At 72.4% G+C, this 20620-nt stretch carries 23 protein-coding genes; 10 read left to right on the top strand and 13 right to left on the bottom strand.

The window, feature by feature from the left end; translation table 11 throughout:
* Positions 1 to 378 precede the first annotated feature (378 nt).
* From ACTIF1_RS24355 to ACTIF1_RS24335, 5 genes are all read right to left on the bottom strand, one after another.
* Positions 379 to 1362 (bottom strand): Bug family tripartite tricarboxylate transporter substrate binding protein, encoded by a 984-nt coding sequence (locus tag ACTIF1_RS24355; RefSeq protein WP_439599052.1) that lies wholly within the window; start codon positions 1360 to 1362, stop codon positions 379 to 381.
* 73 nt (positions 1363 to 1435) lie between these two features.
* Positions 1436 to 2392, bottom strand: coding sequence for a tripartite tricarboxylate transporter substrate-binding protein (locus ACTIF1_RS24350; RefSeq protein ID WP_439599051.1), 957 nt, complete (start codon positions 2390 to 2392; stop codon positions 1436 to 1438).
* Entirely contained in the window at positions 2392 to 3363 is a 972-nt protein-coding gene (locus ACTIF1_RS24345) for a tripartite tricarboxylate transporter substrate binding protein (protein ID WP_439599050.1), read from the bottom strand. The genes ACTIF1_RS24350 and ACTIF1_RS24345 overlap by 1 nt, the downstream gene beginning before the upstream one ends.
* Before the next feature lie 88 nt (positions 3364 to 3451).
* A complete protein-coding gene (locus ACTIF1_RS24340; RefSeq protein WP_439599049.1) occupies positions 3452 to 4600 on the bottom strand; it encodes an MFS transporter in 1149 nt (382 codons plus the stop codon).
* 100 nt (positions 4601 to 4700) lie between these two features.
* The gene (locus tag ACTIF1_RS24335; protein ID WP_439599048.1) at positions 4701 to 5144 is read right to left on the bottom strand and encodes a hypothetical protein; all 444 of its coding nucleotides are present in this window, start codon (positions 5142 to 5144) and stop codon (positions 4701 to 4703) included.
* 153 nt (positions 5145 to 5297) lie between these two features.
* On the opposite strand from ACTIF1_RS24335, the gene ACTIF1_RS24330 reads away from it, so the two are divergent.
* Positions 5298 to 6008: a S1 family peptidase gene (locus tag ACTIF1_RS24330; protein WP_439599047.1), complete on the top strand. Its 711-nt coding sequence runs from the start codon at positions 5298 to 5300 to the stop codon at positions 6006 to 6008.
* Between the two features lie 269 nt (positions 6009 to 6277).
* Positions 6278 to 6733, top strand: coding sequence for a septal ring lytic transglycosylase RlpA family protein (locus ACTIF1_RS24325; protein ID WP_439599046.1), 456 nt, complete (start codon positions 6278 to 6280; stop codon positions 6731 to 6733).
* A 47-nt stretch (positions 6734 to 6780) separates the two neighbouring features.
* On the opposite strand, the gene ACTIF1_RS24320 is transcribed toward ACTIF1_RS24325, so the two are convergent.
* Positions 6781 to 7029 carry a DUF1127 domain-containing protein gene (locus tag ACTIF1_RS24320; RefSeq protein WP_439599045.1) on the bottom strand — a complete coding sequence of 83 codons (249 nt, stop codon included), beginning with the start codon at positions 7027 to 7029 and terminating at the stop codon, positions 6781 to 6783.
* 108 nt (positions 7030 to 7137) lie between these two features.
* On the opposite strand from ACTIF1_RS24320, the gene ACTIF1_RS24315 reads away from it, so the two are divergent.
* Positions 7138 to 8064 (top strand): LysR family transcriptional regulator, encoded by a 927-nt coding sequence (locus tag ACTIF1_RS24315; protein WP_439599044.1) that lies wholly within the window; start codon positions 7138 to 7140, stop codon positions 8062 to 8064.
* Positions 8065 to 8083: 19 nt separating this feature from the next.
* Here the strand turns inward: ACTIF1_RS24315 and ACTIF1_RS24310 are convergent, their stop codons facing one another.
* From ACTIF1_RS24310 to ACTIF1_RS24290, 5 genes are all read right to left on the bottom strand, one after another.
* Positions 8084 to 8689 (bottom strand): DUF882 domain-containing protein, encoded by a 606-nt coding sequence (locus tag ACTIF1_RS24310; RefSeq protein ID WP_439599043.1) that lies wholly within the window; start codon positions 8687 to 8689, stop codon positions 8084 to 8086.
* Positions 8689 to 10278: a L,D-transpeptidase family protein gene (locus tag ACTIF1_RS24305; RefSeq protein WP_439599042.1), complete on the bottom strand. Its 1590-nt coding sequence runs from the start codon at positions 10276 to 10278 to the stop codon at positions 8689 to 8691. The genes ACTIF1_RS24310 and ACTIF1_RS24305 overlap by 1 nt, the downstream gene beginning before the upstream one ends.
* 89 nt (positions 10279 to 10367) lie before the next feature.
* Entirely contained in the window at positions 10368 to 11117 is a 750-nt protein-coding gene (locus ACTIF1_RS24300; protein WP_439599041.1) for an SDR family NAD(P)-dependent oxidoreductase, read from the bottom strand.
* 42 nt (positions 11118 to 11159) lie between these two features.
* The gene (locus ACTIF1_RS24295) at positions 11160 to 11384 is read right to left on the bottom strand and encodes a hypothetical protein (protein ID WP_439599040.1); all 225 of its coding nucleotides are present in this window, start codon (positions 11382 to 11384) and stop codon (positions 11160 to 11162) included.
* Between the two features lie 47 nt (positions 11385 to 11431).
* Positions 11432 to 11701: a hypothetical protein gene (locus tag ACTIF1_RS24290; protein WP_439599039.1), complete on the bottom strand. Its 270-nt coding sequence runs from the start codon at positions 11699 to 11701 to the stop codon at positions 11432 to 11434.
* A gap of 248 nt (positions 11702 to 11949) precedes the next feature.
* Between ACTIF1_RS24290 and ACTIF1_RS24285 the strand changes: the two genes are divergently transcribed.
* The 5 genes from ACTIF1_RS24285 to ACTIF1_RS24265 all read left to right on the top strand — a co-directional run bounded on the left by ACTIF1_RS24285 (position 11950) and on the right by ACTIF1_RS24265 (position 16637).
* Positions 11950 to 13038, top strand: a complete 1089-nt coding sequence (locus ACTIF1_RS24285) for an Ldh family oxidoreductase (RefSeq protein ID WP_439599038.1) — start codon at positions 11950 to 11952, stop codon at positions 13036 to 13038.
* Between the two features lie 12 nt (positions 13039 to 13050).
* Positions 13051 to 13944, top strand: a complete 894-nt coding sequence (locus tag ACTIF1_RS24280; RefSeq protein WP_439599037.1) for an isocitrate lyase/PEP mutase family protein — start codon at positions 13051 to 13053, stop codon at positions 13942 to 13944.
* Entirely contained in the window at positions 13944 to 14669 is a 726-nt protein-coding gene (locus tag ACTIF1_RS24275; protein WP_439599036.1) for a haloacid dehalogenase type II, read from the top strand. Before ACTIF1_RS24280 ends, ACTIF1_RS24275 begins: the two co-directional genes overlap by 1 nt.
* 55 nt (positions 14670 to 14724) lie before the next feature.
* Positions 14725 to 15906, top strand: coding sequence for a class I SAM-dependent methyltransferase (locus ACTIF1_RS24270; RefSeq protein ID WP_439599035.1), 1182 nt, complete (start codon positions 14725 to 14727; stop codon positions 15904 to 15906).
* A gap of 77 nt (positions 15907 to 15983) precedes the next feature.
* A complete protein-coding gene (locus ACTIF1_RS24265) occupies positions 15984 to 16637 on the top strand; it encodes a flavin reductase family protein (protein ID WP_439599034.1) in 654 nt (217 codons plus the stop codon).
* Between the two features lie 4 nt (positions 16638 to 16641).
* Here ACTIF1_RS24265 and ACTIF1_RS24260 read toward each other — a convergent pair whose 3' ends face one another.
* Together ACTIF1_RS24260 and ACTIF1_RS24255 are read right to left on the bottom strand one after the other, a co-directional pair.
* The gene (locus ACTIF1_RS24260) at positions 16642 to 17472 is read right to left on the bottom strand and encodes a ChaN family lipoprotein (protein ID WP_439599033.1); all 831 of its coding nucleotides are present in this window, start codon (positions 17470 to 17472) and stop codon (positions 16642 to 16644) included.
* Positions 17473 to 17565: 93 nt separating this feature from the next.
* Positions 17566 to 18549, bottom strand: a complete 984-nt coding sequence (locus tag ACTIF1_RS24255; protein WP_439599032.1) for a Bug family tripartite tricarboxylate transporter substrate binding protein — start codon at positions 18547 to 18549, stop codon at positions 17566 to 17568.
* Between the two features lie 107 nt (positions 18550 to 18656).
* Between ACTIF1_RS24255 and ACTIF1_RS24250 the strand changes: the two genes are divergently transcribed.
* Both ACTIF1_RS24250 and ACTIF1_RS24245 read left to right on the top strand, forming a co-directional pair.
* Entirely contained in the window at positions 18657 to 19376 is a 720-nt protein-coding gene (locus ACTIF1_RS24250; protein WP_439599031.1) for a DUF1028 domain-containing protein, read from the top strand.
* Between the two features lie 7 nt (positions 19377 to 19383).
* Positions 19384 to 20595, top strand: a complete 1212-nt coding sequence (locus ACTIF1_RS24245) for an MFS transporter (protein ID WP_439599030.1) — start codon at positions 19384 to 19386, stop codon at positions 20593 to 20595.
* Positions 20596 to 20620 lie beyond the last annotated feature (25 nt).

The following is a 20620-nucleotide window of genomic DNA, read 5'->3' as shown; positions in this document are numbered from 1 at the left end:
ACCAAACACAACCCACAACCGTGAGCCGCACCCAGCACAAGAGCCAAAGAGCAACCAATACTCTTCCCTCAACAGATTTAAAGTCTCAATGAGCGGTGGGACCGATCGGCCGGCACCCCGTGGGGCGCCAGCTTCTTTATCCCGTTTTACCTCCGCCTTAGCGGGCCGTTGAGTTTAGCGGAGTGTTCCGCGTCTTTCAAGTGGCCGCCTCGTCGTCGGTGGGCGCTTTCTAGTGGCGGGAGGGCACCCTGTCAAATGGCCCCCGGAACCCCCCTCGCCCGCCCCGAAACCCAGGCAAACCCTGGCCTCGGCGGCAAAAGGGGGCTGCCTTCGCAGGCCGCCCCCCTCATCCAACCGCATTTTTCCTTCGAAAAAGTTTCAGCTGTCCATGCGGATGTTGTTGTCGCGGATGACCTTCCCCCAGCGCTCGATCTCCGCCGCCACGAAGGTGCGGCACTCCGCCGGGGTCGAGGCGACGATATCGCAGCCCTGCTCCTCGATGCGGGACTTCACCTCCGGCTCGTTCAGCACCTGCTTCAGCGCGGCATGCATCCGGTCGACGATCGGCTGCGGCGTGCCGGCCCGGCCGAAGAAGGCCCACCAGGTCGGCGCCTCGAAGTCGCCGAAGCCCTGCTGGGCGAAGCTCTGGGTGCCCGGCACGTGCCGCGTCTCGCCCCGCGTGGTCACGCCCAGCGGCCGCAGCGTGCCGGCCCGGATATGCTGGGAGACGATGACCACATTGGTCATGAACAGCGGCACCTCATTCGCCACCGCCGCCGTCACGGCCGGCCCGCCGCCCCGATAGGGCACATGGGTCAGGCGGAAGTTGCTCTGCTGCTGCAGCAGCGTGGTCGAGATATGCGCCAGGCCGCCGACGCCGGAGCTGGCGTAGTTCAGCGCGTCCGGGTTCCGCTTCGCCGCCGCCACCACGTCCTGGAAATTGCGGAAGGGGGTGGAGCTATGCGCGGTCATCACCAGCGGGCCGGTGGCCACCAGGCTGACCGGCACGAAGGCCTCCAGCGTCTGGTAGTTCAGCCGCAGCAGGGTCTGGTTCGGCGCCTCGTTGTCATAGGCCAGCATCCAGGCGCTGCCATCCGCCGGCGTCCGCGCCATTTCGGAAGCGCCGATCGAGCCCGAGGCGCCGCCCCGGTTCTCGATGATCACCGGCTGGCCCAGCACGGCGGCCAGCCGTGGCTGGAACAGGCGCGCCACCGTGTCGGTGGAACCGCCCGGCGCCCAGGGCACGATCAGCCGGATCGGCCGGTCCGGCCAATTGCCCTGCGCCCGCAGGACGGAGGGGGCGGCCAGGCTGGCGCCCAGGCCAAGACCGGTCAGGGCCATCAGTTTGCGACGCTGCATCATGTGCAGATTCCTCCCTTGGATTGATCCTGAGCACCCTAAGGGTGGCAGCGCCCGCTCGCCAACCCCATGCGACCTAGCCCCGCAGCCCGTGGCGGCGGATCATCTCCCCCCAGCGCGCCACCTCGGCCGCCAGGAACCCGCGGGTCGCGGCCGGGCCGAGGGGAGCCACCTCCGCCCCCTGCGCCAGCACCTGCGCCCGCACCTCGGGCTCGGCCAGCGCCGCGGCCAGCGCCTGCGCCATATTGGCATGGGCGGCCGCCGGCGCCCGGGCAGGGCCGAGCAGCACCCACCAAGTGCCGGCCTCGAAGCCCGGCACGCCCTGCTCCGCCAGCGGACGCACCCCGGGCAGCAGCGGGCTTTCCCCCGCCGTGGTCACCGCCAGCGCCCGCAGCGTGCCGGCCCGCAGCGCGGGGCCCAGCACCGGAAGGTTGGATCCGATCAGCGGCACGAAGCCCGCGATCACATCCTCCGCCGCCTGGAAGCCGCCGCGATAGGGCGCGTGGCGCAGCCGGAACCCCAGCGCCGCCTCGGCCTCCAGCATCGCCAGGTGCGGGATGGCGCCGGTTCCATTGGTGGCGAAGTCGATCGGCCCGGCCTTCGCCGCCGCGGCCAGATCCGCCATGTTGCGCCAGGGCTGCGCCGCATGGGCCGCGATCACCAGCGGCCCGGTGGCGACCCGCCCGGCCGGGATGAAATCCTCCAGCAGGCGATAGGGCAGGTCCAGCACCGTGGCATTGGTCGCCTCGGTATCGAAGGACAGCAGCCAGCTGCGGCCATCGGGCGGCGCGCGCAGCGTCTCGATCGCCCCGGCCGAGCCCAGCCCGCCGGCCCGGTTCTCCACCACCACCGGCCGGCCGAGCTCCGCGGCCAGATGCGGCTGCAGGATGCGGGCCAGGATGTCGTTCGACCCGCCCGCCGGGAAGGGCACGATGATCCGCAGCGCGCCGCCGGCCTGGGCACGCGCCAGGGCGGGCGCGCCGAGCAGCCCCGCCGCCGCCAGCCCGAGGATGCGCCGGCCGGGGTGGGGCATCAGCTCTCCGCGCGGATATTGTTGTCGCGGATCACGGCGCCCCATTTCTCGATCTCGGCGCGGACGAAGGCCTCGGTCTCGGCGGGGGTGGAGCCCACGATATCCGCCCCCTGCTCCGCCATCCGCGCCTGCACATTGGCCTCCGCCAGCACCTGCTTCACCGCCTGCTGCATGCGGGCCAGGATCGGGTCGGGGATTCCGGCCGGGCCCACCAGCACCCAGTAGGTCAGTGCCTCGAAGTCCGGGAAACCCTGGCGGGTGAAGGGCACCACGCCGGGCAGGTAGCGGCTGTCGGTCTTCTGGGTCAGGCCCAGCGGGCGCAGCGCGCCGGCGCGGATATGCGGCAGGATGATCACGATATTCGACATGAACAGCGGCACATGGCCGGCCAGCGCATCCTGCAGGGCGGGGCCGCCGCCGCGATAGGGCACGTGCTCCAGCCTGAAATCGCCGCGCTGCTGCAGCAGCACCGTGGCGATATGCGCCCCGCTGCCCACCCCGGTGGTGGCGTAGTTCAGCGTCTGCGGCCGCGCCTTCGCGGCCTCCACCATCTGGGCGAAATTCTGGAACGGCGTGGAGGGGTGGGTGACCAGCGCATAGGGGCAGGTGCCGACCAGGGTGCAGAAGGAGAAGCCCTGCATCACCCGGTAGGGCAGCTGCATCAGCGTCTCATTGGTCGCCAGCGTGTCATTGGCCAGCAGCCAGGTATGGCCATCGGGCGCCGCGCGCGCGGTCTCCGAGGAGCCGACCGAGCCCGAGGCCCCGGCCCGGTTCTCCACCACCACCGGCCGGCCGAGCAGTTCGGTCAGCTTCGGCTGCAGGATGCGCGCCACCGTGTCGTTCGACCCGCCAGGCGGATAGGGCACGATGATCCGCACCGGGCGGTCCGGCCAGGCGCCCTGGGCCCGCACCAGGCCTGGTGCGGCCAGCGTCGCGGCCAAGGGGGCAGCCAGCAGCGAGCGGCGTTGCATTCTGATTCTCTCCGTTTCCCGGAGCCATTGCCGCATGCCGGGACGGCCCGATCAAGCGAGGAAACGCGATGCCGCCGAGAGGTTGCCCCTATGCTCCCGGGGCGCGAAAGGCCCGCAGCGCCAGGGCCGCGCCGGCCAAGGCCAGCATCGCGCCGGCCACGCCGGTCCAGGCCAGGCCCGCCCCGGCGATGACCGCGCCGCCATAGGCCGCGCCCGTGCCCTGCCCCGCATAGATCACGGCGCCATTCAGCGCCAAGGCCACCGACCGGTCCTGCGGCGCGAGGCCCATCAGCCGGGCCTGCACCAGCGGCGCCAGCGCGAAGAGCGCGGCGGAGCCGGCCAGCACCACCAGGCTCAGCGGCGCCACATGCCAGAAGGCCGGCGGCAGGGCGAGCAGCAGGGAATAGCCGAGCAGCGCCGCCGCCAGCACCAGCAGCAGCGCCACCGGCACGCGCGGCCCGCCGCCATCGGCCATCCGGCCGCCGAAGCCGATCCCCAGCAGGCTGCCGAGGCCCACGAAGACCTGCACCGCGCCGATGCCCGAGCCCTCGATGCCTGTGGTGCGGGTGACGATGGGGCCGAGATAGGCGGCGATGCAGAACAGCCCGCCGAAGGCGAGCCCCACCGTGCCCAGCACCAGCAGGATCTCCGGCCGCAAGGCGATGCCGAGCGAGCCCGCCCCGCCGCGATCGGTGCTCGGCAGGTGCGGCAGGCCGATCCGCACGGCGATGGCGGCAATCCCCGCCAGCAGCCCGGCAAAGACGAAGGTGCCCCGCCAGCCTACCGCGCCACCGATCGCGGTGCCGAGTGGAATGCCCAGGGAAAAGGCCAGCGTCAGCCCCGCCATCACCATGGCGATGGCGCGCCCGCGCTGCGCCGGCGGCACCAGCATGGAGGCCGCGACTGCCGGCAGCACCAGCGCCGCCGCCAAGGCCGTGGCCACCCGCAGCCCGAGCGCGGTGGCGAAGTCCGGCACCGCGGCGGTGGCCAGGTTCAGCACCGCGATCAGGCCGAGGCCCACCGTCAGCAGCAGGCGCCGCTCCACCCGCGCGGTGGCGGCGGCGATCGGCGCGCCGGCGATGGCGAAGGTCAGGGCATAGATGGCGGCGAGCTGGCCTGCGGTGGCCAGGCTGATGCCCAGATCCTCCGCCATGCGGGCGATCAGGCCGGTGAAGGCATAGGCGCCGGTGGCGGCGGCGAATTGCGCGCCCGTCAGCAGCCAGACTCGGCGATCCATGCTCACTCCTCGCCGGGGGGAGGATCCGGCGCGCCGCCTTCTGCCATGGCGGGCGGCCGCTTCGGAAGCGTCCGCAATCGCACGGAGTGTAACGGCCGGGTCAGCCGCCCCAGGGGTCGCCCAGCCGCAGGCCGACGCGCCGGAAGGCACAGCCCAGCGCGATGGCCGCGCCGGTGGCGGCATAGGCCTGGTGCGGCGGCAGGCGGCGCATCAGGCAGGCCAGCGCCTCCCGCCGCGGACCGCGCTGGGCGCAGGCCACCGTCAGCAGCAGGGCCGGCTCCTCCCCCACCAGGCGGGGGCAGAGCGGGCAGCCGACCATCAGCGGATGCTGCGAAAGCGCCCGCAGCAGGGCATCCAGCGGCTCCGCCGCCGCCATCGCATCCTCGGTCGCCAGCAGCCGGCGCAGGGCCAGAAGTGCGGGCTGTCCCTGGCGCGCCGCCTGGGCCCAGGCGCGGGCACAGTCGATCAGCAGACGCTCCGCGGGCGGCAGGGCATCTGCCTCCGCGCCGGTCCAGGGCCATTTGGGAAGGCCGGTTGTCGCCATGGAATCGCTCCTGCCTGACGGGCCCAGGGTTACCGCAATTGCGAGTCATTCGCAAATAAAACCGCCACGGTGCGCCTCCGGCTCCGCGCCTTCAGGAAGCGGCAAGGCGACCGGCCGCAGGGTCCGCCCGCCCATGCGGTCCAGGACGTTCCCATGCGACTCCCCTCCCTTTCCCTTCCGCTGGCGGCCCTCGCCCTCACCCTGCTGCTGGGCGCCTGCGCGCGGCTGCCGGCCGAGGAAGCCGCGGGCGGCCCGGCCGCCTTCGCCGCCCGCAGCGGCTTCGCCGCCCTCTCCGCGCATGGGGTGCCGCTCGGCTCCGCCGTCGCCGTGGCGCCGGACCGGCTGCTGACCAATGCGCATGTCCTGCCGGCCGGCACCATGCAGGTGCAGGCCCTGCGGGGCGATGGCGCGGTGACGGTGGAGGCGGCGGTGCTCGCGCGCAGCGTCGCACTCGACCTCGCCGTGCTTGGCGTCGCGCCCGGCATCTTCCAGCCGGTCGCATACCAGGCCGGGCCGCCCGGCCGCGGCCAGGCGGTCTGGGCGATCGGCGCCCCGGCGGCGGGGCCGGCGCTGGCGCAGGGGGTGGTGGAGGGGGCGGAGACGGTGCTGCCAGGCCGCGGTCCGGGCTTCACCGCGCGAATCGGCGCGCTCATGGGCTATTCGGGCGGGCCGGTCCTGGATGCCGAAGGCCGCCTGCGGGGCCTCGTCACGGCCCTTCTGCGGGCGGGCGCGGCGCCAGCCCTGGCGGCGCTGACCGGGGTGGACCTGCTCGGATTATCACAATTTCGTGATAGCCGTGAGGTTTTCATCCTATCCATTGACGCCGCGTTGCTCGAATCCGAGCGGATCGCGCCGCGGAACTGAGACGCGGAACCTAAATGCTTGACGGGGACAGGCCGCCTGCGGCCCTTACACATCGCCGCCCCCCGATGCGCGGCGTCACCACCGCGACGCACCCCCCCGGCGCGCCGCCTCGTTGCCAAGGGCACCTGCACCCGCGAATTCCGGCGCAAAGCGCCGGTCGCGGACGCCACTGGTCAGCCATTTCCGGGCCTCGCCCGGGTCGATGATGCGAACCGGGTGCCCCCGAGGCCGCTCCGCACAAGGCGGGTGGCGTGAAGGAGGACCGATTGTTGCCAACCCTGCCCAAGGGGCGTCTCGCGCTGCTGGCCTGCCTGGCCCTGCCCGCCGCCGCCCCCGTGCCGAGCCATGCCAACGATTTTGCAACCCAGCGTGGAATTGCGTCCTATTACCACCCGCAGCGTTTCACCGGCCGCCCTATGGCCAACGGGGATCGTTTCGATCCCAATTCCAACTCCGCCGCGCACCGCACCCTGCCCTTCGGCACCGTCGTCGAAGTGACCAATCTGCGGAACGGCGAGACCCGAACCGTGGTGATCGAGGATCGCGGCCCCTTCATCCGTGGCCGCATCATCGACCTCTCGCCCCGCATCGCGGAGGAGCTCGGCATGCGCGATTCCGGCCTCGCCGCGGTGGAGGTGCGCCCCATCAGCCAGGCAGACCAGCTGATGGAGGCCTTCAACCGCCGGCCCCAGCAGATGCTGGAAGTGGCCGAAAGCCTCGACTGAGCCAGGCCCTGCCCGCCGTCCCGTGCCGGGCGGCGGGCAGGCCGGCGCTACTGCGCGCCCGGCCCGATATCCCAGGGTGCGCGGCCGGCCTCCCGCAGCGCCTGCCCGCGGCTCAGGCCGATGTCGCGCAGCATCCGGTCATCCATTTCCGCCAGCTGCTGCCGCGTCGTGACATAGCGCAGCATGAGCGCCAGCCAGTCCAGCCAGCCGGACGCCGGGCGGGCCGCGGCATGGCGCAGCGCAGGCTGACCCTTCCGCCGCACGCCACCACCAGGCGAGAGCAAGAAGCCGGACATGGGGAAAATCCTTCTGCTGATCGATCCGACGGCAGCTTCCCCCTGTGAGCAGCATCAGTAAAACGACTTATATTGACGAGGCGCATCATCTTCCTTGATGCTGCCGCCATGACGCCCCTGCCCCCCGGCCTTGACCCGGACCTGCTGCGCGCCTTCGTGCTGATCGCGGAGGGACGTTCCTTCACCCGGGCGGCGGACCGCGTCGGCCGCACCCAGTCCGCCGTCTCGATGCAGATCCGCCGGCTGGAGCAACTGCTTGGCCAGCCGCTGCTGGTGCGCACCCCGAAGGGCGTGCAGACCACGCCGCAGGGCGCCTGGCTGCTCGACCGCGCGCGCGACCTGCTGGCACTGAACGATGAGATCGTGAGCAATTTCCGCGCCCCGCCCATGGTCGGCTCGGTGCGCCTCGGCACGCCGGACGACTACGCGCTGAACTGGCTGCCCGACATCCTGGCCCGCTTCGCCGAGGCGCATCCGGCGGTGGAGCTGGATGTCACCTGCCTGAATTCGGACGTGCTGGTGGAGCAGTTCCGCCAGGGCCAGCTCGACCTGACCCTGGTCAGCGAGGGGCAGGAGCCGCCCGGCGTCGCAGCGCAGCGGATCTGGCGCGGGCCGCTGCGCTGGGTGGGCAGCGCCTCGCTCGGCCTGCACCGGCGGGACCCGCTGCCGCTCGCCCTGTCACGCCCGAACATGCACCCCGCCCGCCCCGAATTCGCCTGCGCCTGGCGGGAGGCCGCGCTCGCCGCCCTGCGCGGCGCCGGCCGCAGCTATCGGGTCACCTATAATTCCGCGACGCAGACCGGCTGCTTCACCGTGGCGCTGGCCGGCCTCGCCATCACCGTCAGCACGCCCACCACCCTGCCGCAGGGCCTGGCCTGGCTGGGGGAGGCGGAGGGGCTGCCGCCGCTGCCGGATATGGGCATCCTGCTGCTGCGGCATGAGGCCGCGCTGGGCGTACCGGCGGTGGATGCCCTGGCGGAGCATATCGCAGAAGGCTTTCGCCGCGCCGCCGCCCCCGTCGCCATGGCCGCCTGAGCGGCCACCCGCCGGACCGCTACCAGCGGCGAACCGGGCCGCAATCCAGGTGGACGAAGCCGTCGCGGCTATAGAGGCCGACACCGCCCAGCCGCATCTCGGAGGCGAGCCGCGCCATCTGCACGGCGCTGCGCCCCGGCAGCCGGCAATCCGCCGCCATGCCGGACATATGCAGCGAAACGCGGGAGACGCGGCGGCTGCGGCTGGCATTGCCGGCATTGGTCTCGGGCGTGCGATAGCCGCTGACCACTTCGAAGGTCTCGTCGGCCGCATCCATCTGCCGGGCCACGGTCGACATCACGTCGAACAGGCGCGGATCCATCGGCGTGGTCTCGGCCCGCGACAGGTCGCGGAAGACGATGTCGAGCTGGCGCAGCGCCTCCCGGTCATAGCGGCCATCGCGGAAGTAGACGCCGGAGAAGCTGTCATTGGTCACCTGGCGCCGCACCCGCAGGCTGCGGGTGGACCCCTGCGCCTGCACCACCGCGGGCGCCGCCACGCCGCCGGCCAGTACCGCCGCCAGCAGGCCACGCCGCGGCACGGCCTCGACCGGCACCAGCCCCTCCGGCCCGCAGCAGGGGCAGGCGCCGGACCACAGGCCACCATGGCCGAACAGCCGCGCCATCAGCGGGAGGCCGTCTGATTGGCCAACGCCGGGCGCGCCACACCTGCCACCAGCGGCCGGGAGGCATTGGCCATGGCGCGGGCATAGGCGGCGTCCAGCCGATAGATGTCGGGCCGGATCCGCACCCGCCCGCCGGCCTCCACCATCACCGTATTGTAGTGCAGCCGCACCGGCAGGCTGCGCGCCAGCGAGACCACGCTGGTGGCCCGGCTGGCCAGGGCGCGTTCCGCCCGCGGCAGGTCCCAGCCGGGGGTGCCCGTCAGCAGCAGCGCCATCAGCGCATTCGGCTCCGCCAGGCGGATGCAGCCGGAGGAGAAGGCGCGGTCCGGTCGGCGGAACAGGTGCCGGTCGGGCGTGTCGTGCAGGAAGATGTCCTCGCTGTTCGGCATGATGAATTTCAGCCGGCCGAGCGCACTGCTGTCGCCCGCATCCTGGCGCACGAAATAGGGGAAGCGCTGGGGGTTGATGCTGGACCAGTCGATGGTGCGCGGGTCGATCTCCATCCGCTCCCCGCCCACCAGGCTGAAGACGCGGAAGCCGCGCTCCATCATGGCCTGCGGGTCGCGGCGGAAGCGCGGCAGCAGATCCTCCCGCGCATTGCGCTCCGGCACGCCCCAGGGCGGGTTGAACTGGATGGCGGTCAGGCGCACGGCCATCATCGGCGTGGCGCGGTCCGGCCGGCCGACGATGACGGCCATGCCCAGCAGCTCGCGGTCGCCCTCCATCACCTGCAGGCGGTAGTCGGGCACATTCACCTCGACCCGGCGTTCGGCCGAGGGCGGGGCGGCGCCGCGGCGCATGTCGAGCGCGACGCGGATCTGGTCGACGCGGGCGGTCAGCGGACGGTTCAGCAGGCCGATGCTGATGCGGCCGACGCGGCCATCCACCTCCAGCCCATTGGCCGCCTGCCAGCGGCGCACCGCCTCCTCCAGCACCCGGTCATAGACCGCGCCGGCATCCGGCGCCGCGGCCAGGATGGGGTCTTCCACCGCCAGCCGGGCGCGCAGCAGCGGCACGCGCTGGGCATCCACCATGCCCGGGTCGATGGTCGCTTCGCCCGGGATGGGCGACCAGGGCTGGGCGGCGATCTGGCGCTGGCGCGCGAGCTCCGCCTTCAGCGCCGCTGCACCCGGCGGCCGCAGCGCGGCGCGGTCCAGCAGCGCCGCCGGGTCCGGCGTCGCGGCCAGCTCGGCCATCCAGGCCTCGATGTTCACGCCCGAGATGTCCCGCCGCAGGTCCGGCCGCCCCGGCAGGTCCCGCACCCGCCCCACCAGCAGGTCCGAGAGCGCGGCGGCGGAGGCCGCATGCAGGGCCGTGCGATAGGCCGCCGGGTCGCTGGCCGCGAGGCTGCTGTCCGGGATGCCGTAGTGGCGCGGATCGAGCCCATCCTCCTCCAGCCGCAGCAGCCGGTCCACCAGCTTCAGCAGCGCATCGGTCGGCGGCGGTGGAAGCGGGGTCGGGGCGACGGCGGGCGGCATGGCCGCGGGCATATTCGCCGGGCGGACCGTCTGGGCCGCGACGGGTGCCGCGACCGGGGCTGCGACCAGGGCGAGGGCTGCGGCGAGGAGCGGCCGGCGTTCGATCTGCATCGCGCTGGAATACCGAAGCGCGCCTGCGGTTGCAAACGCGACGAAGGATTCAGCTGCGGCGCCTAGGTGCTTGTGCGGTCACGAAAGCCTTAACGCCCACCGCCCACCGGCAGCACCGCCCCGGTGACATAGGCGCTGGCCGGCGAGAGCAGGAAGAGGATCGCCTCCGCCACCTCTTCCGGCGTTCCCATCCGGCGCAGCGGGATATGCGGCACGATGCGGCCGATGCGCTCGGGGATCCCGGCGCTGGCATGGATGTCCGTGTCGATCATTCCGGGGGCCACGGCATTCACCCGGATCCCCTCGCCCGCCAATTCGCGGGCCAGCCCCAGCACCAGGGAATCCACCGCCCCCTTGCTCGCGGCGTAGTGCACGAATTCGAAGGCGGAGCCGATCTGCGCGGCGCGGGAGGAGACGGCGACGATGCCGCCGCCGGCCCCGCCCCGGCTGGTCGCCATGCGCGCCGCCGCCTGCCGGCAGGCGCTGGCCAGGCCCAGCACATTCACCCGGAAGACCTCCGCCCAGGTCGCATCGGTCGAGCCGAGGAAGTCGGAGGCCGGGCCGGTGATGCCGGCATTGGCGACCAGCGCATCCAGCCGGCCGAAGCGCGAATCCAGCCGGGCGAATGCGCGGGCGGTGGCCTCGGGGTCGCCGGCATCCGCCTGCACCAGTTCCACCGCCGCGCCGGCTGCCCGGCAGGCCGCCGCGCTGGCTTCCGCCGCCGCCTGGTCGCCGCGCCAGGTCAGCAGCAGGTCATGCCCCTGCCGCGCCGCCAGCCGCGCCACTGCCGCGCCGATGCCGCGGCCCGCGCCGGTCACCAGCATCACAGGCCGCGCCATCCCGCCCTCCCTCGCCATGCGGGGGACAGGACAGCGCGATCCTCAGCTCAGCGCCAGATAGAGCAGCCAGGCGACCAGCGCCGCCACCAGCAGCACCAGCAGGCCGGAGCCGAAGGCGGCGAGACCTTCGTGGCGCCGCGCGCCCTCCTCCGGCTTGGCGATGGGGCGGGAAGATGGCAGCGCCTGGGGCGGGGTGAAGGGGCTGCCGCGGCTGGGCTGCGGCGCCGTCGCGCCAGGGGTCTCGGCGGGGCTGTGTGGGGGTTGCATGGGTCGCTCCTTCGGGCATCAAGCACGACGGCACGACAACGCATCGATCAGCGGGAAGTGAGCAGCCAGCCGAGAAAAAGAATCACCGCGAAGGCAACGATCGTGCCCTTCAGGATCGCCCAGGCCTCGCTGCGGCTGCCCCTGGCCTCCGCCTCCTCCGGCAGGAAGATGGGGCGCTGCGGCAGGTCGCCATGGGCGAAGGGATCGCGCCGGCGGGGGGCGCCGCGCAGCAGCGCGGAATCCGCACCCTCGGCTGGGGCTTCCCTGGCCTCATCGGATCCTCCGGAGCCCGCCCTCGGCGGTGGCTGGCCTGACATCACAGCGTCTCCCTGCTGCCAAAGTCCCTGCCCGAATCCCTGCCCAAAGACCTGCCAAATCCCCTGCTGGCCGAGGCGGCCGGCGTCCCGGCCTTCCCCGCCAATTCTAGCGAGGCGGCCGGGGGCGGCACAATCGATTTGATTCCAATACAAAATACCCGACCTCGCCCCGGGTCCGGCCCGATTGACGCCGCGCCCGGCCCGGTCCACCCCTTGCGCCCTGCGACGAAGGGGGAAACGACCAGACCATGCGGGCAAGTGCGGAGAGCGTGCGGGCACAGATCCTGGCCATCCTCGGCGCCTGGGGCATGCCGGAGGACCTGGCGGCGGAAACCGCCGAGGTGATGCTCGACACCGACCTCGCCGGCGTCGACAGCCATGGAATCGGCATGCTGGCGAGCTATGAGGGCATGCGCCAGGCCGGCCAGGTGAAGCTGGACAGCCGCCCCCGCATCGAACGCGACAATGGCGCGGTGGCGCTGGTGGATGGCGGCGCCGGCCTCGGCCACCCGGCGGCAAGCTTTGCGATGCGGCTGGCGATCCAGCGCGCCAAGCAGCACGGCATCGGCGCCGTCGCGGTGCGCAACAGCCACCATTTCGGCGCCGCCGGATGGTATGTGAAGCTGGCCGCGAAGAATGGCTGCCTCGGCCTGGTCACCAGCGGCACCCGCACCATGGCCATGGTGCCGACCCATGGTGCGGTGCCGGTGCTCGGCACCAATCCCATCGCCTTCGCCGCCCCCGGCCAGCGCCAGCCGCCCGTGCTGCTCGACATGGCGACCACCACGGCGGCGGCCAACAAGGTGAAGGCCAAGGCGCTGCGCAACAAGCCGATCCCGGCCGGCTGGGTGATGGATGGCGCCGGCAATCCGGTCACCGATGGCGCCGCCGCCGTCGCCCAGGTCTTCCAGAAGCCCGAAGGCGGCCTTTCGCCCGTCGGCGGCACGCCGGACATGGCCAGCCACAAGGGCTATGGCCTGGGACTCATGGCGCATATCCTCGGCGCCACCCTGTCCGGTGCCTCCTTCTCCCCGATCCGGGTGAAGACCCAGCGGCCGGAGGACCCCGACGACATCGGCCATTTCATGCTGGCGATCGACCCCGCCGCCTTCCGCCCGCAGGGCGATTTCGAGCAGGACCTGGACCAGGTGGTGGATGTGCTGCGCGCGACGCCGGCCGCCGACCCCGCCCAGCCCGTGCTGGTGCCCGGCGACCCGGAGCGCGCCGAGCACGCCGAGCGCAGCGCCCATGGCATTCCCATCCCGGCCGGGCTGGAGGCGCAGATCCGCGCCATCGCAGACCGTGCCAATGTGCCCTTCCTCCTCACCGACGCCTGAAGGATTCTCGTCATGCCGCATCCCTCGCTCCGCCAGGCGCTTCGCGCCGATGAATTCGTCCTCGCCCCCGGCGTGTTCGACATGATCTCCGCCAAGGTCGCGGATGGGCTCGGCTTCAAGGCGCTCTACGCGACCGGCTTCGGTGTCACGGCCTCGCATCTCGGCCTGGCCGATGCGGGCATCGCGACCTACACGGACATGGTCAGCCGCATGGGCACCATCGCCAAGGGCTGCAAGACGCCGGTGATCTCCGATGCCGATACCGGCTATGGCGGCCTGCTGAACGTGCGCCACACCGTGCGCGGCTATGAGAATGCGGGCGTCACCGCCATCCAGCTCGAGGACCAGGAAGTGCCCAAGAAGTGCGGCCATACGCCGGGCCGCAAGGTGATCCCGGCCGAGGAGATGGCGCTGAAGATCCGCGTCGCCGCGGAAGCGCGCCAGAGCGAGGATTTCCTCATCATCGCCCGCACCGATGCCCGCACCGCGCTCGGCCTGGACGAGGCGATCCGCCGCGGCCTGATGTATGCGGAAGCCGGCGCCGATGTGATCTTCATCGAGAGCCCGGAGAGCGAGGCCGAGATGGCCGAGGTCGGCCGGCACATCAAGAAGCCGCTCTTCGCGAACATGGTCGAGGGCGGCCGCACGCCGATCGTGCCCGCGGACCGGCTGCATGCCATGGGCTACCGCATCGCCATCTATCCGGCGGTCGGCTTCCTGACCGTCGCGGCGGCGCTGGAGAAGGCCTATTCGCAGCTCAAGGCCGATGGCCACTCCAACAACATGGGCGTCAACGACGCCTATAGTTTTGCGAAAATGTGCGAGCTGATGGGCTTCCCGGAGGTCTGGGAATTCGACCGGAAGTGGGCCGAGGCCGCCGGCAACCTGCCCAAGGCCGCCGAGTGATGGCCCCGCCGGTGCGCGCCCTTCTCTTCGATGTCTTCGGCACCGTGGTGGATTGGCGCACATCGGTGGCGCGGGAGGCGGCGCCCTTCCTCGCCGAATACGCGCCGGGCGTCGACCCGCTCGCCTTCGCGGCGGCCTGGCGCCGGCGCTACCAGCCGGCGATGGAGGCGGTGCGCAGCGGCGCCCGCCCCTTCACCCGGCTCGACATCCTGCATCGCGAGAACCTGGAAGCCGTGCTGGCCGACCACGGCATTGCCCCGGCGGGGCTGGACGAGGCCACGCTCGATCACCTGAACAAGGCCTGGCATCGCCTGGATCCCTGGCCGGACAGTGTCGAGGGTCTGCGGCGGCTGAAGACCCGCTTCATCATCGCGCCGCTGTCCAACGGCAATATCGCGCTGATGCTGAACCTGGCGAAACGCGCCGGCCTGCCCTGGGATGCGATCCTGGGGGCGGAGGTGGCGCAGGCCTACAAGCCGAGCCCGGAAGCCTATCTCCGCACCGCCGAGATCCTGGGGCTGCCGCCGGAGGCCTGCATGCTGGTGGCGGCGCATAATGGCGACCTGGCAGCGGCGCGGCGCTGCGGCTTCCGCACCGCCTTCGTCCCGCGCCCGACCGAGTACGGGCCGGACCAGGAGAAGGATTTGGCGCCGGAGCAGGAGTGGGATTTCGTGGCGGCCAGCTTTCCGGCGCTGGCCGACCAGCTCGGCTGCCCGCCGGCTTGATCCGCGCGGCTTCGGCCGCGAAACTCCTGGCAAACCAGCAGGCGCTTCCCTCCGCATGTCCTTCCCGCATGACGACACCGCCTGGGCGGAGACCGCGCTCTTCCTGCGCAGCCGCCTGGCGCCGCCGGACCGGGTGGTGGCGCCCGATCCCTTCCGCTGGGCGATTCCCCGCAGCGAAGCCTTTGCCGCCGCGGCCAAGGCCACACCCGCCGATTTCGCCTGGGTGGTGGTGCACAAGGGCGAGCTCGACCGCATCCCCCGCCGCTTCCTGGACGCGCTGCCGCAGGCGGCGCAGCCGGTCTTCGCCAATCCGGTCTTCGTCGTCTTCGCCCAACCCGGCCCGGGCCTGCCGGACCTGACCGAGACCGACCATGTCCGCGCCTTCGAGGTGAACCGGCTGGCCCTGCCGCCCGAACCGGAGCCTGAACCGGTGGCCGCCGCCATGCCCGAACCGCCGTCCGCGCCTGCACCGGCGCCGCGCCCGGCGCCCGTCCCGCCTGCCCCGCCCCGGCCGCCCCGCCCGCCCGCCCGCCAGGCGGCGGCGCCGCCGCGGCCCTGGCTGGCGCCCGGCGCCCCCGCCCCGGCGCGGGAGGCCGCCTTCCAGGCGGAGCTGGATCGCCTGGTCGCCGAGTATCTGGGCGATGCGAGGGAGGAGGCGGTGCTCGACCTGGCCTGCGGCGAGGGCCGGCTCGGCCCGCTGCTGCCGGGCGCGGCGCGCATCACCGGCATCGACCTCTCGGCCGAGATCATCACCGCCGCCGAGGCGCGCCATGCCGGCCAGTCGCGCTTCAGCTTCGCCCGCATGGATGCGGCGCAACTCGCCTTCCCGGCCGCGAGCTTCGACACCGTGCTGCTGCTCGACAGCCTGGAGATGCTGGCCGACCCGGCCGGCGCCCTGGCCGAGGCCGCCCGCGTGCTGGCGCAGGGCGGCCGGCTGATGCTGAGCGCGATGAACCGCGACAGCCTGCCGCTGCGCGCCCAGCGCCGGCTCGGCCTGCCCGTGCCGCCGCTGGGCTTCACGCCCGCCGAGGTGACGGGGATGCTGCGCGCGGCGGGGCTGCAGGTGGTGCGCAGCGATGGCTGCTTCCTCTCGCCCGGCTGGGCCCTGCCCGGCGCGGCGCCGGGCCTCGCGGCGCTGGAGGAGGAGCCGGAATTCATCGAGGCCGCCCGCCGCCTCGGCCGCCGCGCCGGGCCGGAGGATGCGCTGGCCTTCGTCATGCTGGCCCGAAAGGCCTGACGGCCCCGGTCGACAAAAGGTCATCTTCCTGGTCCATAGACCCGGAGGCGGCACAGCGCCGCACGGGGTGGGATCGCATGACCGATTACAGCTTTATCGACGCCGAGGGCCTGGATAGCGCCGCGGCCTATCGCCTGGTGGTGGGCTGCGTGGTGCCGCGGCCGATCGCCTGGATCACCACGGTGGACGCCAGCGGCCGGGTCAATGCCGCGCCCTTCAGCTCCTACAACTATGTCGCCACCAGCCCGCCCATGCTGGCGATCAATATCGCGACCCGCGCCGGCACGGATGGCGAGGTGAAGGACACCGCGCGCAATATCCTCGAAAGCCGGGAATTCGTGGTGAATGTCGCGACCGAGGCGACGATGGAGGTGATGCATCGCTCGGCCGCGGACTACCCCGCCGATGTCAGCGAGACCGAGGCGCTGGGTATCGCCCTGCTGCCCAGCCGCCGCGTGAAGCCGCCCCGCATCGCCGCCTCCCCGGTGCAGATGGAATGCCGGCTGGACCAGGCGATCACCCTCGGGCGCGGCGTCAACACGCTCTATATCGGGGAGATCGTGGCCTTCCACCTGTCCAACACCGTCTTCGACGGCAGCCGGGTGGATGCGACGAAGATGCGCCCGGTGGCCCGGCTCGGCGGCCCCTATTACGCGGCGCTGGGCGAGATTTTCGAGCGCCCGATGCTACAGCGGCCGCCGGGCGGCGAGGGCTGGGTGAAGAAGGGCTGACGCCTCACGCGGCCACCGCCCGCGGCGCCGGTTCCTCCGGCCGGTCGATGCGGAACACCGCCTCAGCGATGCCCGCCATCTCCGCCGGGTCCAGCATCGGCGCTTCGCTCGGTGCCAGCACGGCGACATCCGTGATGCCGAGGTCGCGCAGCTGGTGCGGCGTGCCGTGGCCATGGTCCAGGTGGCCGCGGCCGATGATGCCCACCACCAGCGGCTTCGGCCCGCTGGCGGCCGCGACATGGCGGGCGATGTTGCAGGCGAAGGCGCGGTCCCAGACCTGCTGGGCGCGCAGGAAGCGGTCCGAGATCTCGGCCTCCGGCCTTCCGGTCAGCCGGGCGATATAGGCGCGGTGGCCGGGGGTGGGCGCCGCGGCGGGGGTCAGGCCATCCCGCTCATCCTCCGGCACCGCCTCCCAGCCCTCCTTGCCGACGCGCGTCACCAGCGGGCGGTGGCAGTTCAACGCCAGCATGGGCACCGCCTGCTGGCGGCAGAAATGGAACAGCGGCAGGTAGATCTCGGGCGGGAAGCCCCAGACCGTCTGCCATTCCACCTCGCGCAGGAAATCCGCGGTGCGCAGCCCGCCCGCCACCCAGCGGTCCAGCACCGGCTGGACGCGGCGGGGGAACATCTCGAAGCCCACGGCCATGTTCGGGCGCAGCAGATGCAGGCAGGTGGTGACCTGCAGCTGCCAGCGATGGATTTCCGCAACGTCATGCGTCTCCCCCAGCAGCACCGCCTGGCGGGTGGAGAGGCTCTGCATCAGGCCGGGGGCATCGAGCAGCGCGCCGGTGGAGGGGTCCATCCAGCGGGCGCGGGGGTGCGGGATGGCGGTCATGCGGGGCCTCGATTCGATGCGAATGATTCTCATTCACACGAAGCGATGCGCCGTGGAAGTCCCCGCCGCCAGCCGACGGCGGGGCGATTCGCCTCAGCCGCTCGCGATCCCGCCCTCGCGGATGATCGGCGTCCAGCGCGCCACCTCGCGCGCGATATGCGCCGCGAAATCGGCCGGCGATCCGCCGACCACATTGCCCGCCTGGGTCTCGAAGATGCGCTGCTGCACATCCGGCATGGCGGCGATGCGCCCGAAGACCTGGTTGATCTGCCGCGCCAGTCCGGGATCCATGCCGGCGGGAGCCACGATGCCGTGCCAGACCGCCACCTCGAAATTCGGCAGCACGGTGGAGATGGCCGGCGCATTCGGCAGCAGCGGCGTGCCGCTGGCATTGCCCACGGCGATCGCCCGCGCATTGCCCTCCCGGATCTGGCCGATGCCGGAGGAGACGGTGGGGAAGCCGAATTGCGCATCGCCGCGCATCAGCGCCGTGACCATCTCGGCGCCCGAGCGGTAGGGCACATGCACCATGCGGATGCCGGCCTCCTTTAGGAACAGCGCCATGAACAGGTGGCTGCCATTGCCATTGCCGGCGGAGGAATAGGTGAAGCCATCCGGCCGCGCCTTCGCCTGATCGATCACCTGCTGCACCGTGGTGGCGGTGACGGAGGGATGCGCCATCAGCACCGCCGGCAGGTTCACCAGGTGGATGATGGGCGTGAAGGCGGTGGGCGGGTCGTAGGAGAGGCTCGGGATCAGCTCCTTGCCGATGGCATTGGCGCCGATATCGGCCATCATCAGCGTCAGCCCATCCGGCCTTTCGCGCGCCACCGCCGCGCCGGCGATGGTGCCGCCGGCGCCGGGGCGGTTCTCCACCACAAGGGTCTGGCCGCCGGTGACCTCGGCGAATTTGGAGGCGACGGTGCGGGACAGCGTGTCGATCGCCCCGCCGGCGCCGAAGGGCACGATCAGGCGGATCGGCCGGTCCGGCCAGGCCGGCTGCGCGCGCAGGATGCCAGGCGCCGCAAGCACCCCGATTCCAGCCAGGACATGGCGGCGCGAGACCCTGGACGACATGCGTGTTTCCTCTCGTGTTGCTTGGGCCCAAAATGGCCGAGTGCGGGCTGGCGCGCAATCGCGGAAGGCCTTGTAGTGTGACGGTCATTGCGAGTCGGATGTCTGCCATGACCTGGTCCATCGTTGCCCATGACCCGGAGACAGGCGCCTTCGCGGTGGCCGTCACCACCTGCGCCTTCGCCGTCGGTGCCTCCTGCCCCTTCGTGCGGTCCGGCGTCGGCGCGGTCTCCACCCAGTCGATGACCAACCGCTACCTGGGCCCCGCGGTGCTGGACGGCATGGCGCGCGGCCTGTCGCCGGCAGCCGCCATCGAGGGTGCGCTGGCCGGCGATGAGGGGCGCGGGCTGCGGCAGATCCATGCGGTGGACCGGCACGGCCGCAGCGCCGCCTTCACCGGCGCCAATTGCGTGGAATGGTGCGGCGACGTCACCTCCGCCCATGTCTCCTTCGCCGGCAATATGCTGGCCGGACCCGCGGTGCTGGCCGATACCTATGCGGGCTTCGTCACCAACCCCGACCTTCCGCTCGCCGAGCGCCTGCTGGCCGCCCTCGATGCCGGGGAGGCCGCGGGCGGCGACCGGCGCGGCCGGCAATCCGCCGCCCTGGTGCTGACCACGACGGAGGATTTCCCCGACCTTTCGCTGCGCGTCGACGACCATCCGCTGCCGCTGGTGGAGCTGCGCCGGCTCTACGGCATCTGGCAGCGCGACCGCGCGCCGGCGCTGCGCGACCAGCCCTCCAAGGCGCGGCCCTCCGGCATGACGGATCTCGACAGCATCGAGGCGCGCTGGATCGCCCGCGGCCTCGACCTGCGGCTGCGGCGCTGAAGGGCGCGTGATCAAGCCCTGGGTCGCCGCGCTTTCCGCCACCCTGCTGATGCAGACGGTGGGCACCTTCCTGAGCCAGGCGGTGCCCGTGGTGGCGCCGCTGATGACCCTGGATCTTGGCCTAAGGCCGGAAAGCGTCGGGAATTTCGCCAGCGTCAATACGCTGGGCGCCATCCTCTTCCTGCTGTTCGGCACGCCGCTGGTCGCCCGCTTCGGGCCGCTGCGCATGCTGCAGGCCGGCGCGCTGCTGGGCAGCCTGGCGCTGCTGACGGCGGCCGCCGGCATCGTCTGGATGCTGCCCTTCGCCGCGCTGCTGATGGGCATCGGCTATGGCCCGACGGGCCCCGCCGGCAGCCGCATCCTGCAGGCCACCGCGCCGCCGCGCCACCGGGTGCTGATCTTCTCCGTCAAGCAGGCGGGCGCGCCGGCGGGGGGCGCGCTGGCCGGGCTGGTGGCGGCGCCGCTGGCGGCGGCCTTCGGCTGGCAGGTGGCGCTGCTGGCCGGCATCGGGGTGGCCCTGGCCTGCGCCCTGCTGATCCAGCCGCTGCGCCCGCAGCTGGATGCGGAGCGCGAACCCGCCCGGCCGCTGCGCGAGGCCTTCTCCCCCCGCCGCCTGGCCGCGCCGGTGAATACGCTGCGCATGCACCGCGTGCTGCCGCCGCTGACCCTGCAGGCCTTCGCCTTCGCGGCCCTGCAGGGCAGCCTTTTCGCCTTCACCGTCACCTGGCTGGTGGAGGCGCATGGCATGGGCCTGGCCGCCGCCGGCAGCCTTTTCGCCGCCATGCAGGTGGCGGGCGTGGCCGGACGGCTGGTGCTGGGCTGGGCGGCGGACCGGCTGGGCGATGCGACGCGCAGCCTGGCGATCCATGGCCTGGTCGCCGCCGGCCTCTCCGCGCTCTGGGTCATGTTCGGCCCCGGCGCGCATTGGGCGCTGGGGCTGCTGCTGGCGGTGGCCGCCGGCTTCACCGCGGCCAGCTGGAACGGCATCTTCCTGGCCGAAGTCGCCCGCGTGGCCCCGCCGGACCGGGTGGCGGAGGCCTCCTCGGGGGCCATCCTGCTGTGCTTCCTGGGCTATCTCTCGGCCCCCAGCGCCTTCGCCTGGGCGGTCACCACCACCGGCAGCTGGACCCTGCCCTATTTCGTCGCCTGCGGGCTGCTGGCCGTGGTCTCGCTGGTGGTGCTGGGCCTGCGGGCTGGACGCGAGGGCGGCACGGGCTAAATCCCCCAGCACAGGCACGGGGGTT

The sequence above is a fragment of the Falsiroseomonas sp. genome, from assembly GCF_051860665.1.
In the GTDB taxonomy this organism is placed as follows: domain Bacteria; phylum Pseudomonadota; class Alphaproteobacteria; order Acetobacterales; family Acetobacteraceae; genus Falsiroseomonas.
Note: the sequence above shows the minus strand (reverse complement) of the source record. Positions and strands in the feature narration are given on the sequence as shown.